The organism is Polaromonas sp. P4_F9 (assembly GCF_056401235.1).
Window position 1 is genome coordinate 65,022 of the sequence record NZ_JBFUJT010000028.1, and the last position, 12,973, is coordinate 77,994.

General features: G+C 65.0%; 11 protein-coding genes. 1 reads left to right on the forward strand and 10 read right to left on the reverse strand.

Annotation, left to right across the window (positions count from 1 at the left end):
• Positions 1–138 precede the first annotated feature (138 nt).
• The gene (locus AC1DUB_RS21405) at positions 139–1,251 is read left to right on the forward strand and encodes a transglutaminase-like domain-containing protein (protein WP_477731197.1); all 1,113 of its coding nucleotides are present in this window, start codon (positions 139–141) and stop codon (positions 1,249–1,251) included.
• 45 nt (positions 1,252–1,296) lie between these two features.
• Here the strand turns inward: AC1DUB_RS21405 and AC1DUB_RS21410 are convergent, their stop codons facing one another.
• The 10 genes from AC1DUB_RS21410 to AC1DUB_RS21455 all read right to left on the reverse strand — a co-directional run bounded on the left by AC1DUB_RS21410 (position 1,297) and on the right by AC1DUB_RS21455 (position 12,722).
• Entirely contained in the window at positions 1,297–2,733 is a 1,437-nt protein-coding gene (locus AC1DUB_RS21410; protein WP_477731198.1) for an FAD-binding oxidoreductase, read from the reverse strand.
• 29 nt (positions 2,734–2,762) lie between these two features.
• On the reverse strand, positions 2,763–4,211 hold the full coding sequence (locus AC1DUB_RS21415; RefSeq protein ID WP_477731199.1) for an aldehyde dehydrogenase family protein: 1,449 nt from the start codon (positions 4,209–4,211) through the stop codon (positions 2,763–2,765).
• Positions 4,212–4,226: 15 nt separating this feature from the next.
• Complete coding sequence (locus AC1DUB_RS21420) at positions 4,227–5,216, reverse strand: 2-dehydropantoate 2-reductase (protein WP_477731200.1); 990 nt, start codon at positions 5,214–5,216, stop codon at positions 4,227–4,229.
• Positions 5,213–6,184, reverse strand: coding sequence for a fumarylacetoacetate hydrolase family protein (locus tag AC1DUB_RS21425; RefSeq protein WP_477731201.1), 972 nt, complete (start codon positions 6,182–6,184; stop codon positions 5,213–5,215). Before AC1DUB_RS21425 ends, AC1DUB_RS21420 begins: the two co-directional genes overlap by 4 nt.
• The gene (locus tag AC1DUB_RS21430; protein WP_477731202.1) at positions 6,181–7,056 is read right to left on the reverse strand and encodes a DODA-type extradiol aromatic ring-opening family dioxygenase; all 876 of its coding nucleotides are present in this window, start codon (positions 7,054–7,056) and stop codon (positions 6,181–6,183) included. Before AC1DUB_RS21430 ends, AC1DUB_RS21425 begins: the two co-directional genes overlap by 4 nt.
• A 73-nt stretch (positions 7,057–7,129) precedes the next feature.
• Entirely contained in the window at positions 7,130–8,605 is a 1,476-nt protein-coding gene (locus AC1DUB_RS21435) for an aldehyde dehydrogenase family protein (protein WP_477731203.1), read from the reverse strand.
• A 58-nt stretch (positions 8,606–8,663) separates the two neighbouring features.
• Positions 8,664–10,082, reverse strand: a complete 1,419-nt coding sequence (locus AC1DUB_RS21440; RefSeq protein ID WP_477731204.1) for an FAD-binding oxidoreductase — start codon at positions 10,080–10,082, stop codon at positions 8,664–8,666.
• Position 10,083: 1 nt separating this feature from the next.
• Positions 10,084–10,887, reverse strand: a complete 804-nt coding sequence (hpaI, locus tag AC1DUB_RS21445; protein ID WP_477731205.1) for a 4-hydroxy-2-oxoheptanedioate aldolase — start codon at positions 10,885–10,887, stop codon at positions 10,084–10,086.
• An 11-nt stretch (positions 10,888–10,898) separates the two neighbouring features.
• Positions 10,899–11,702 carry a 2-oxo-hept-4-ene-1,7-dioate hydratase gene (gene hpaH, locus AC1DUB_RS21450; protein WP_477731206.1) on the reverse strand — a complete coding sequence of 268 codons (804 nt, stop codon included), beginning with the start codon at positions 11,700–11,702 and terminating at the stop codon, positions 10,899–10,901.
• Positions 11,703–11,738: 36 nt separating this feature from the next.
• On the reverse strand, positions 11,739–12,722 hold the full coding sequence (locus AC1DUB_RS21455; RefSeq protein WP_477731207.1) for a Bug family tripartite tricarboxylate transporter substrate binding protein: 984 nt from the start codon (positions 12,720–12,722) through the stop codon (positions 11,739–11,741).
• Positions 12,723–12,973 lie beyond the last annotated feature (251 nt).

Below are 12,973 nucleotides of genomic sequence, written 5' to 3' on the forward strand. Positions count from 1 at the left end.
CTCTTGTGGGTTGCCTTGTCTTTCGCGCCAGCGATAATTGGCAGGCTGCTCGCGCCTCTGGCCGAACTGGCCTGAACATCTCGGGGCACCTTTACCTGCCCCGATGCACGTTACCCTTTTTCATCCGGAGATCTCTTCATGACCACCGTACGCCGTACCTTCCTGAAAAATTCCGCCGCTGCCGCCATGGCCGCAGCGCTACCCAGCCTCAATTGTGCGCAAACGCCTGCGCAGCGCAGCCACTTTGCGCCGCAAAGCGGCGCCTGGCGCACCTTTGAAGTGACCACCCGGGTGGACATCCTCAAACCCCAGGGGGTGACCAAGGTCTGGCTGCCGGTTCCCTCGGTCAACAGCGACTACCAGCGTAGCTTTGAAAGCAGCTTTTCAAGCAACGGCACGACCGACCTGACCGACGACGGCAAGGACGGCGCCAAGATGTTGTATGCCGAGTTTGCAGAAGGCGAAGCCAGGCCTTTCATCGAGCTGACCAGCCGCGTGCAGACCCAGGGCCGCGCCGTGGACTGGTCGCAAAAAACCGCCAAGCCTGAAGACGCCGACACGCTGCGTTATTTCACGCGCCCCACCAAATTCCTGCCGACCGACGGCATCGTGCGCAAGACCGCACTCGATGCCACCAAGAGCGCCAAAACCGATGTTGAAAAAACCCGGCTGATTTACGACTGGATCGTGGCCAACACCTACCGCGATCCCAAGGTGCGCGGCTGCGGCGAAGGCGACATCAAGACCATGCTGGAGACGGGCAACCTGGGCGGCAAGTGCGCCGACCTGAACGCGCTGTTTGTTGGCCTGTGCCGCTCGGTGGGCATCCCCGCACGTGACGTGTATGGCATCCGCCTGGTGCCGTCGGCCTTTGGTTACAAGGAGCTGTCAGGCAACCCGGCCAGCCTGAAGGGCGCGCAGCACTGCCGCTCCGAGGCTTACCTGAAAGGCTATGGCTGGGTGGCGATGGACCCGGCCGACGTGGCTAAGGTCATGCGCCTGGAAACCGCCGACTGGATCAAAACCACGGTCAACCCGGTGGTGGCCCCGGTCAACAAGGCGCTGTTTGGCGGCTGGGAAGGCAATTGGATGGCCTACAACACCGCCCACGATCTGGCTTTGCCCCATTCCACGGGTGAGAAGCTCGGCTTTTTCATGTACCCGACGGCAGAAAACCCGGCCGGGCGCTTTGACTCGTATGCGCCGGATGATTTCAAGTACCAGATCACGGCCAAGGAAATCAGGGCTTGAGGCTGACTGGCTTGGGGCCCGAAATCGCTAATGTCAAATGGCTGCTCACACTGCGTCGACGACGCGCCCCGGATTGAGTATATGTCCCGGATCGAGCAGTTGCTTGAGTTGCCGCATGACATGGAGCTCTGCTGCGTCGCGGCTGTGGTGAAGAAAGGGCTTCTTCACCACACCGATGCCATGCTCAGCAGAGATGCTGCCGTCCGCGAGCCCTACAACCCGATAGACCAACTCCTCAAGGGCTTCGAGTTGGGTCGCGTCCGGGATCGGTCCGCTGATCAAATGCAGGTTGCCGTCGCCGAGATGTCCGAAAAAGAGATGCTGCTGAGTCGGGTACTTCTGCTCCAGCAACGAGCGCAACCGGCAGACCAAGTCGTCCATCTTGGGGATGGCAACGCTAACGTCGAATGCGGCACACGGGCGCAGATGCGATAGCAGTTCACTAATTCCTTCGCGAAATGCCCGGAGCTGCGTCGCCTGCTCGACGGACTGCGCCACGACTGCATCGGCCACCAGCCCGTTCTCTATCTCCGTTTCCAGGAAACGCTCGATGGCAGCAGTGCTCGCGTCAGAGTCGCCGCCGAGTGTTTCGATCAGTACATAGAGCGGATACGCATGGGTGAAGGGCGAAGTCTTGCGGATGGCCTTCGCGCTGGCTTCGAAGAAGTCGCTCCACATGAGTTCGAACGCCGACAGCTCTGGAAGTTTGCGCCTGGCCTCTCGCAGCAACTGCGTGGCGGCCGTGAAATCCTTGACCGCGCACAGCACCGTGCAACTGGACAGAGGCGCCGGCGCCAGCTTGAGAGACAAGCGGGTGATGATGCCGAGCGTCCCTTCTGTTCCAACGAACAGATGCTTCAAATCAAACCCCGCGTTATTCTTGATCACCCGGTCGAGCATGGTCAGCAGGGTTCCATCGGCCAGTGCGACTTCCAGTCCCAGCACCGATTCGCGCATCATGCCGTATCGCAGGACGCGATTGCCGCCTGCATTGGTAGCCGCATTGCCACCGAGCTGGCAGGAGCCGCGTGCACCCAGGTCGAGCGGAAAGAACCAGCCTTGCTGAGTGGCAGCTGCTTGCAGTTGCTCCAGCGTGACGCCTGCCTGGACCACCACGGTGCCGCCCACCGAATCGAAATCCTCGACGGCGTTCAGGCGTTGCAGGGACAGGATGATCTCGCCGTTCTGCGGGTTTGCACCACCGGCCAGCCCCGTCAAGCCACCCTGGACGCAGAGCGGCTGACCCAAGCGCATGCAGATGCGCACCGCTTGAGCCACTTGTGCCGGTGTGCGGGGCAGCACCAACGCAGCCGGCACAAACGCCGATGCACCACTCCAGTCCACAGTCTGGCGCTCAAGCACGGCAGCTCCCGTCAGTACGCAGTCTGCACCGAGTTCGGCGATCAGCGCAGCAATGGCATCAGCGCCCGTAAGCTGGTGGCGATGTTCTTGTTGCGCGTGGATTTTTGGGGGTGTGTTCATGGCTTTTGAGAGAGTTGCTATGGGTGTTGTCAGGGCTGAACGTAGGCGGTCTTGACCGTGGTGTAGAACTCCGCCGCGTAGCGCCCCTGCTCCCGCGAGCCGTGGCTGGATCCCTTGCGCCCGCCAAAGGGCACATGGGGATCGACGCCCGCGGTCGGGGCATTCACCATCACCATGCCGGCCTGCAGATGGCGCTTGAAGTGCGCGGCATGCCGCAGCGAGGTGGTGCACACCCCTGCCGACAGGCCGAACCCGGTGTCGTTGGCCACCGCCAGGGCTTCTTCGGCATCCCTGACCCGGATGACGCTGGCCACCGGGCCAAATATCTCTTCGCGGTTCAGGCGCATCGCGTTGCTGGTTTCCGTGAACAGCGTGGGCTGCAGGTAATGTCCGGGCTCGCCCTGGGCATTGACTTCAAACGCCGCGCCGCCAAAAGCCAGCTGCGCGCCTTCGTCCCGGCCAATGGCGATGTAGGCCAGGTCCTGCGCCAACTGGCCGGCGTCGACCACGGGGCCGATGTGCGTGGCGCTGCGGCGGGCATTGCCCACCACCAGGCCGCGCAGCCTGTCCAGCATGGCGCTGACAAAGCGGTCGTGTATGCCCCGGGTTACCACCAGGCGCGAGGAAGCAGTGCAGCGCTGGCCAGTGGAGTAGAACGCGCCGTTGATGGCGGCATTGACCGCCACGTCCAGATCGGCATCGTCCAGCACCACCAGCGGGTTCTTGCCCCCCATTTCCAGCTGAAACTTGGCCATGGGGCCTTTGCGGCCCACACAGGCTTGGGCCACCTTGCGCCCCGTGGCTTCGGAACCGGTGAAGGTCACGGCAGCCACGCGCGCATCGTTGAGCAAGACGTCCCCGATGTCGCGGCCCCGGCCCATGACCAGGTTGAAGGTGCCGGCTGGCAGCCCGGCCCGACTCAGTATCTCGGCCAGCGCCCAAGCACTGGCCGGCACCAGTTCGGCCGGTTTGAAGACCACAGTATTGCCATAGGCCAGTGCCGGAGCGATTTTCCAGGCCGGAATGGCGATGGGGAAGTTCCACGGCGTGATGATGCCCACCACCCCTACCGGTTCGCGGGTCACCTCCACTGTCATGCCCGGCCGCACCGAGGGCAGCAGCTCGCCGCCGGGGCGCAGTACTTCGCCGGCGAAGTACCTGAAGATGTGGCCGGCGCGCACCACCTCGCCGATCGCCTCGGCCAGGGTCTTGCCTTCCTCGCGGGCCAGCAGGTCACCCAGTTCGGTGCGGCGCGCCAGGATTTCAATGCCCACGGCCTCCAGCGCCTCGGCGCGCTGTTGTACAGGAAAGGCGGCCCAGGCGGGAGCAGCCGCATGTGCGGCCGCAATCGCCATTTCGGCCTGCGCGGGGGTGGCGCGGGCGCAGCTGCCGATCACGTCGCGCGTGTCGCTGGGGTTGATGTTGTCGGCGGCGTCTGTGCCTTCCAGCCATTCGCCGGCGATGAAATTGCGTTGCATGCTGTGGTCTCCGGGTCAGGCTGAGGCTTCGGGGTACAGGCCATGCACGCGGCCAAACAGGCGTGTGAGGCCTAACAGCGCGTTGATGTTTGGCATCGGCTGCCCGAGACGCTGCCCCATCTCCTGCACGGCGGCAACGATGCTGTCAAGCTCGATGGAGCGGCCGGCTTGCACATCCTGCAGCATGGAGCTCTTGAAGACGCCGAGCCTGGCTGTCACCGCATGCCGGTCCTCGGGACTTTGCTCGACCTTGCAGCCGATTCGCTCGCCGATGGCGGCGGCCTCGCGCATGGCGCCGGAGCAGAAGTCGCGCACCAGCGGGTCGGCCAGCACCCGGTCTATGGTCGCGCCGGTGATGGCCGACACCGGGTTCATGGTCATGTTGCCCCAGAGCTTGTACCAGATGTCATAGCGCACCTTGGCCGAATGCGTGACATCGAAACCGGCCTGTGCCAGCAGATCGGCCACGCGCTGCACGCGTTCGGACTTGCCACCCGCGATCTCGCCGATGATGAGCCCTTGTCCCATCTTGTGTTGCACCAGCCCTGGCTCTGGCGTGGAGGTGCTCGCATGCACGACACACCCGACGACGTGGCGCTGCGGGATAGCCGCCGCGATCAGGCCGCCCGGGTCCACGCTTTCCAGTGGTGCCTCGTCGAGCGCCGGCACGCCTTGACCGAACCACCAGGGCACGCCGTTCATGGTCGGCAGCACGATGGTGTCGGGCCCCAGCAGCGGCGCGATGCTTTGCGCCACGGCGCCAAGCGCCGGCCCCTTGACCGCGATGACCACCAGGTCTTGCACCCCCAGCTCACTGGCCTTGTCCGAGGCTTGGGCCGGGGCTTGCAGGAGGGCTTCGCCTTGCCTGAGCCGCCAGCCGTGTTCGCGCAGCGCCGCCAGCGTGGTGCCGCGCGCAATGACGCTGACTTGCGCACGTCCGGCGGCCGCCAGCCGTGTGCCGATAAAGCCGCCTATGGCGCCGGCGCCCACAATGGCTACTTTCATGTCTTCACTCCCTTCACTCCCTTCATTTCCTTTGCCGCAGCCGCATAGTTCTCCTTGAAGCGCTCGGGCACCCGCTCATCAAAACCAAAGGCCACGCGTCGTACTTCAGGGCTATCGGTGGGCTGATGTCCCACACCCAGGGCCGATGCACGTGGCGCGGGAATCGCCACCACCGTGCCGGCCAGACGGCCCAGCCCGGTGATCTCGCACTCCACCAGATCGCCGGGATCGACCGAGCGCGAGTGGCAGGGTGTCCCCATCAGGATCACGTCGCCCGGCAGCAGGGTGATGTGGCGGGCGATGTCGGCAATCACGTAGTGCGACCCCCAGATGGTCTCGTCGCCGATGTGGGCTTCCTGCACCACCAGGCCGTTGCGGTAGGTGCGCAGGGTCTGCTCGAACAGGTTGACTCCGCGCACGATGCCGGGCCCGATCGGCAGCAAGGTGTCCGCGCCCTTGACGCGCAGCATGCTGCCCTGGTCGGTGTCGCGGTAGTTTTGCAGGCCCATGTCCAGCGCCGGGCAAAAGCCCTCGATGTAGTCCCAGGCCTCGTCGGGCAGCACGTTGCGGCAGGTTTTGCCGATCACCACGGCGTACTCGCCCTCGTAGTTCAAGTACAGGCTGTCGGCCGGCTTCAAAATTTCGCAGCCATGGCCGTTGATCGAGGTCGACGGCTTGGTGAAGTAGGTCGGCGTCTCGGTCGGCTTGGGCTGCTTGCGCGTCTCGAAGCTGCGCGAGCTGTAGGAAATGTGCACGGCGATGATTTTGCTGGGCGACACCGGCGGCAGGTGCTGCACCGTGGCGGGGTCGACCACGCGGCTGTCGTCCAGCCGCAGCAGGCCTTGCTCGGCACCGTCTTCGATGATCGTGCCCCAGTAGGCACTGCCGCCCACCAGCACGCGGCGGCGCTCTACGCGCGGGCCGCGCATCACGGCCGGGAGTTCTTTCAGGGGGAATTCAAAGTTCATGCTGCCTCCTGGCCAAACCAGATATGGATATTCCCTGTGCCGCGGGCGTTTTCGTAGGCCGACAAAGGCTCGCCCTTGGCCCGGCAGGCCGCCCCGCCCATGGCGCCCAGCATCTGCAGGTAGTGCGCACCAAAAGCCTCCCACGGTTTTTTTCGGTACTCGTCGTCCCAGCGCTCCAGCACGCTGTCGTGGCGGCCTTGCTCCATCAACGCGATGGCCCCCTTGTCGCTGGCGATGTTCTCGGGCCGCGAGACATTGCTCTCGTGGAAGATGCGCGGGTGGTTCGGCTTCCAGTCGATGGGGTTGAATTTGTGGCTCAGGGCGCCGGAGGCCAGCAAGACCACCTTCAGGTCGCTGCGGCGCACGGCTTCGCCGATGGCCTCGCCCGATTTCAGGAAGTGCTTCCAGTCGCAGTTCTGGCAGGAGCTGACGGTCACCACCGGAATATCGGCCAGCTCGAGTCGCAGGTGCTTGACCAGGTTGATGGTGGCGTATTGCTTGCCCAGCTCGGGGTGGTTGATGACGCGGTTGTAGCCGCCTTGCTCGCGCGATACGGCTTCAATCGCCAGCGCCAGCTCGGGGTGGCCGCGGTAGTCGTAGGGCACGCCGTGCAGATACCAGGGCATTTCGTCCGAGATGTAGTTGCCCTGGTAGCGCGCCGCGCCGTCCACCATGTGGTAGCCGGTGGTGAACCAGTGGCTGTCAAAGACCACCACCACGTCGGGCCGGGCCGCCGCGATTTTCTCGCGCAGCCGGGCATAGCCGGGGATGAGGTCCGAATCCGAGCCCGCGCCCTGCAGCACGCGAAACTCTTCGCACTGCATCAGGCCGGGGTGGTGTGAAACCAGGGCTGCGCCCACAATGTGTCCCATATTTACTCCTTATTTGATAGCTACTGGTGCAGGCAGAGCCTGCGTTAGCGGGTGTTTTTGTATTAAAAATTTATCAACGGTGGCTGAAACTGGCGCGGAAGGGCTTTTTCGGCACCACCACGTCCTTGATGTCGCAGAAGAATTCAAAGCTCCAGTTGCCGCCCTCGCGGCCAATGCCTGAGCGCTTGATGCCGCCGAACGGCGCGGCCAGGTCACGGATGCCGAAGCTGTTGACCCAGATGAAGCCGGTGCGCACCTGCTGCGCAATCGCCGTGGCGTGTTCGGTCTCGCCGTAGCAGACGCCGCCCAGGCCGTAGTCGGTGCCGTTGGCCAGCTCGATCAGTTCCGCATCGCTGTCGAAGGTCTGCAGCGTGAGCACCGGGCCGAACACTTCGTTCTGCACGATCTCGCTGTCTTGCCGCACATTCGTCAACATGGTGGGTTGGTAATACTGGGCGCCGAAGGGATGCGGCGCGCCGCCCCACAGCAGCTCGGCGCCGTCGGCCAGCGCGCGCTGCACAAAACCCTGCACGCGATCCACTTGGCGCGGATGGATGATGGGGCCGACCTCGGTGGCGGCATCGCGCGGATCGCCCACGTTGAGTTTCTCCACGTAGCCACGCATGGCGGCCACAAAGGCGTCGCGGATCTTGCTGTGCACCAGAAAGCGCGTGCCCGCCAAACACACTTGCCCGGCGTTGCGGTACATCAGCGCGCCGGTGGCGGCGGCGTTGTCGATGTCGGCGTCGGCCAGCACGATGAAGGGCGACTTGCCGCCCAGCTCCAGGCTGCAGGGCACGAGGTTCGCGCCGGCCGCCTGCGCAATTCGTTTGGCGGTAGGCACCGAACCGGTGAAGGACACGCGTGCCAGGCGCGGGTCGCTGACCAGCTTGGCGCCGGTGCTCGCACCGCTGCCCTGCACGATGTTGAACACGCCCGGCGGCAGGCCAGCGGCGTGGGCGCAGTCGGCCAGCAGGCTGCTGGTCAGCGGTGCCCATTCGGGTGGTTTGACGATCACCGTGTTGCCCGCCGCCAGCGCCGGGCCGAGCTTCCAGGTGGCCAGCATCAGCGGTGCGTTCCAGGGCGTGATGATGACGACCACGCCGGCCGGGTCGTGACGCACGATGTGCTGCGCCTGTTCGGTGTCGATGGGATGGTCTTGCAAGGTGAGCGCGTGCTCGGCAAACCAGCTGATGTTGAGCATGGCGCGCGGCACCACGCCGTGCGCCATGCGCGACAGCAGCACGCCGGCGTCGGTCGATTCGAGCTGGCAGAAGGCCTCGGCACGCTTGCCAATCTCGGCGGCGAAGCGGTCCAGGTAGGGCTTGCGTTCGGCAGCGCTCAGGGCCGACCAGGCCGGGAAGGCTTTTTGCGCCGCTTGAATCGCTGCGTCCACATGCGCCGGCGTGCCTTCCGATATCTGGCCCAGCAGGCTTTGGTCGATCGGGCTGCGCAGGTCGAACAGCAGGTCGGAGGCGACGCGCTGGCCATTGATGTAGTGGTGCGGCGAGACGCTGTGGCCCGCTACGGTGAGGGTTTCTGTGGACACGGTTTACTCCTGAATTAATAGCTGCTTGCGCAGGCTGGATGTGCGGTAAAGGCCGATTTCATTCATATTTCAGCACCTTGCCGGGGTTCATCAGCCCCTGCGGGTCCAGCGCCTGCTTGATGCGGCGCATCAGCTGCAGCTCCAGCGGCGACTTGTAGCGCGCCGACTCGTCGCGGCGCAGCACGCCCAAGCCGTGCTCGGCCGAGATTGATCCGTCGAACGCGTGTACCGCGTCGTGCACCAACTGGTTCAACGGGCCTTCGAGTGCCAGAAATTCGGCTACCTGTTCCGGTCCGCTGCCAGGCAGCGGCGAGACGTTGTAATGCAGGTTGCCGTCGCCCAGATGGCCGAAAGTGACCTGGCGCACCTGGGGGAACCGGGCGGCGATCAGCGCATCGGTGCTGGCGATGAAGGTCGGGATGCGCGAGATCGGCAGCGCAATGTCGTGCTTGATGGTTTTGCCTTCGGCCCCTTGCGCTTCCGAGATGTTCTCGCGCAGCGCCCACAGGGCCTCGAACTGGGCCAGGCTCGTGGAAAGCGCGGCATCGCTCACCCATTCGCTTTCCATGGCGCATTCCAGCAGGCCTTCCATGGCTTGTGCGGCCTGTGTTTCGTCCGTGGTGGCAGACAGTTCCAGCAGCGCATACCAGGGCGAAGCCTCTGCCAGCGGGCGGCGCGTGCCGGGGATGTGCTGCAGCACCAGCTCAACGCAGGTGTCGCTGAGGATTTCAAATGCCGTCAGGCCCGCGTCGAGGCGCGCTTGCGCCAGGGTCAGCAGATTCAAGGCTTCCTGCGGACTGGGTACGGCCACCAACGCCACCACCTGTGCGGCAGGCAACGGGAACAGCTTGAGCGCCACGGCGGTGATCACCCCCAGCGTGCCCTCCGAGCCGATGTAGAGGTCGCGCAGGTCGTAGCCGGTGTTGTCCTTGCGCAGCGTGCGCAGGCCATTCCACAGTTCGCCTTCCGCCGTGACCACTTCCAGCCCCAGGCACAGCTCGCGGGCATTGCCGTAGCGCAGCACCTGCACACCGCCGGCGTTGGTGGCCAGATTGCCGCCTATGGTGCAAGTACCTTCGGCCGCCAGGCTCAGCGGGAACAAGCGCCCGGCTTCTTTCGCCGCTTCCTGCACCTGCAGCAAGGTCACGCCGGCTTCGACCACGATGGTGTTGTTCAGCGGATCGATGGCGCGGATTTTGTTGAGGCGCGTGAGCGATAGCAACACCGGCAAGGGCTGGGGCAGGGCCTCCGGAACCGAGCCGCCTGACAAGCCCGTGTTGCCGCCCTGCGGCACCACCGGCACACGGTGGGCATGGCACCAGGCGACGACGTTCGCCACCTCTGCGGCATTGTCGGGCTGCGCCACGGCCAGCGCCTGGCCGGTCCACTTGCCGCGAAAGTCGGTCAAAAAGGGCGCAGCGTCAACACCGGTGAGCAGGCGGCCACGAAAGGCGGCGCGAAGGGAATCCAGCAGCATGTCAGTACACCCCGCTACTGGAGGCCGGTGCGGACACCGCGGTTTTGAATTGCGCCGCCAGCGCTGCGGTGGCGCGCACCAGGAGCGTGGTGTCCACGCCAACTGCGATAAAGCGCGCCCCCAGGTCGAGGTAATGCCGGGCCAGCGCTTCGTCGGCACACAGAATGCCGGGTGCCTTGCCGGCGCGCAGGATGCAGCCAATGGCCTGGTCGATGGCAGCCCGCACCTCGGGGTGCGCGGGCTGGCCCAGGTAGCCCATGGAGGCGGACAAATCCGCCGGGCCGATGAACACGCCATCCACCCCGTCTACCGCCGCAATCGCCTCGATGTTCTGCAAGGCGGCCAAGGACTCGACCTGCACCAGCAGACAGACGCGCTCATTGGCTTCATGCAGATAGTTGGGGTAGCGCGACCAGCGCGCCGAGCGGGCGATGGCGCTGCCGACGCCGCGCACGCCCTGCGGCGGGTAGCGCATGGCGCGCACCAGCGCGGCGGCCTGTTCGGCTGACTCGACCATGGGCACCAGCACGGTGGTCGCGCCGATGTCCAGCACCTGCTTGATCAGCGCCGCGTCGCCGTACGGCACACGCACCACCGGATGCGTTGGGTAGGCCGCCACGCTTTGCAATGCACCGAGCAGGCTGCGCAGGTCGTTGGGCGCGTGCTCGCCGTCGAGCAGCAGCCAGTCGAAGCCGCTGCCGGCGCAGATTTCGGCCGCATAGGGGTCGGCCAGGGCCTGCCACAGGCCGATTTGAACTTCGCCCCAGGCCAAGGCTTGTTTGAATAGATTGTCAGGAGTTTGCATGGGTTGCTGCCTTACATGAAGCGAAAGGAGATCGCACCCAGCGGGCCGTAATCGGCGTGGAAGGTGTCGCCCGCCGCCCCGGCCACCGGGCGGGTGAAGGAGCCGCCCAGCACCACCTCGCCGGCGGCCAGACCTTCGCCATGAAGCGCCAATTTGTTGGCCAGCCAGGCGACGCCGTTGGCCGGGTGGTTCAGCACGGCGGCGGCCAGGCCGCTTTCTTCGATCACGCCGTTTTTGTAGAGCAGGGCGCCGCTCCAGCGCAGGTCGACCGCATCGGGTTTGACCGGACGGCCGCCCATCACGATGCCGGCATTGGCGGCGTTGTCGGCAATGGTGTCCAGCACCTTGCGCGGCGCCTTGGTGACGCGGTCGAGCTGCTCGATGCGGGCGTCGATGATCTCCAGCGCGGGCACCACGTAGTCGGTGGCGGCCAGCACCTCAAAAATCGTCACGTTCGGGCCGCGCAGGTCCTTACCCAGGATGAAGGCCAGCTCGACCTCGACGCGCGGCAGGATGAAGCGCTGCACCGGGATGTCGGCGCCCTCGGGGAACAGCATGTCATCAAGCATGGCGCCGTAATCGGGCTCGGTGATCTGCGACGAAATCTGCATGGCGCGCGAGGTCAGGCCGATCTTGTGGCCCAGTATCTTGCGGCCCGCGTCCCGCTTGATCTGCACCCAGGCGCGCTGGATGGCGTAGCTGTCGGCCATCTCCATGCCGGGGTAGCGTTTGGAGAAATGCTCGACCTGCACGCGGGTCTTTTCCGCCTGGTGCAGTTCGCGCGCCAGGGCCTGGTGGATGTCGGGGGTCAGCATGCCGGTGTCTCCTTGCTTGTCTTGGGTGAGCCCGGGCTAGGATTCGGCGGTGAAACCGATCGCCTTCACGATCGGGCCCCACTTCTCGGTGTCGGCCTTGAGCATGGCGGCCAGTTCCGCCGGACTGGACGACCGGGCTTCCAGGCCCATGGCGGCCAGGCCCTCGATCACTTCCTTGTTGGCCAGGGCCGTGCGAATGGCGGCATTGGCGCGTGCCACCACGTCCGCGGGCGCTTTGCCCGGCAGGTAAAAACCAAACCATTCACCGAAGACCAGGTCCTTGAGCCCTTGTTCCACCAAGGTGCTGGTGCCGGGCGTGAATTTATTGCGGCTGACCCCCGAGGTGGCCAGCAGGCGGACCTTGCCACCGCTCAAATGCGGCAAGAACTCGCCCACCGGCGCCGACACGGCGGCGATCTGCCCACCCATCATGTCGAGGATGGCGGGCTGCGAACCGCGGAAACCGATGTGCTGCAAGTTGACCTTGCCGGCCCGGCCGATCAGCTCGCCCACGAAATGCGGCACCGAGCCCGGCGCTGGCGAGCCGAAGTTGGCGCTGGCGGGGTGGGCTTTGCACCACTCCAGGAATTCGGGGACGGTCTTGACCGATGCCGGAACTTGGGGGCCCACGGCGAAACCCATGTCGAACACCACGCCCAGCGATACGGGCGTCAAGTCAGCGACTGGGTCGTACTGCAGCTTTCTGTAGGTGTGCGGGTAGATGCCCAGCATCGACATCGGCGTTGCCAGCAAGGTGGCGCCGTCCGGAGCTGAGGCTTTCAGCGCCAATATGGCGATCTGCCCGCCCGCACCGGTGCGGGTGTCGACGACCGCCGCCTTGGCGTAGCCGCTGGTCAACTGGGCGGCGGCCCGGCGGGCCAGCGTGTCCACCGTGCCGCCGGCCGCGAAGCCTGTCAGGATTTTCGCGGTTTCGATGGCTTGCGCCCGGCTGACCAGGGGCAGGCTGCCGGCGGCGGTGGCCAGGGCGAGGTGCAACAGTTCGCGGCGAGAAGTTTTCATGGGAGGTCTCCTTATATCTTTCAAATAGTTCAAACTTCAGTGGTCAGGACATGGTTGAGAGTCTTGATTGCTGAACCGGTTGACTCACCGCTGTGCAGCCTGTGTCTCCTGCGAGCCCGAGCTCGAATGACAGCCCAGGGCGCACGGTGGTGGTCTCTTTGTTCTGCTGCATCCCGAATGGTTGACCGAACACATTTCGTATTCATAAGGCTGGGAGCCGGAGAACTGCTATGAGTGAACCTGTTTACGTA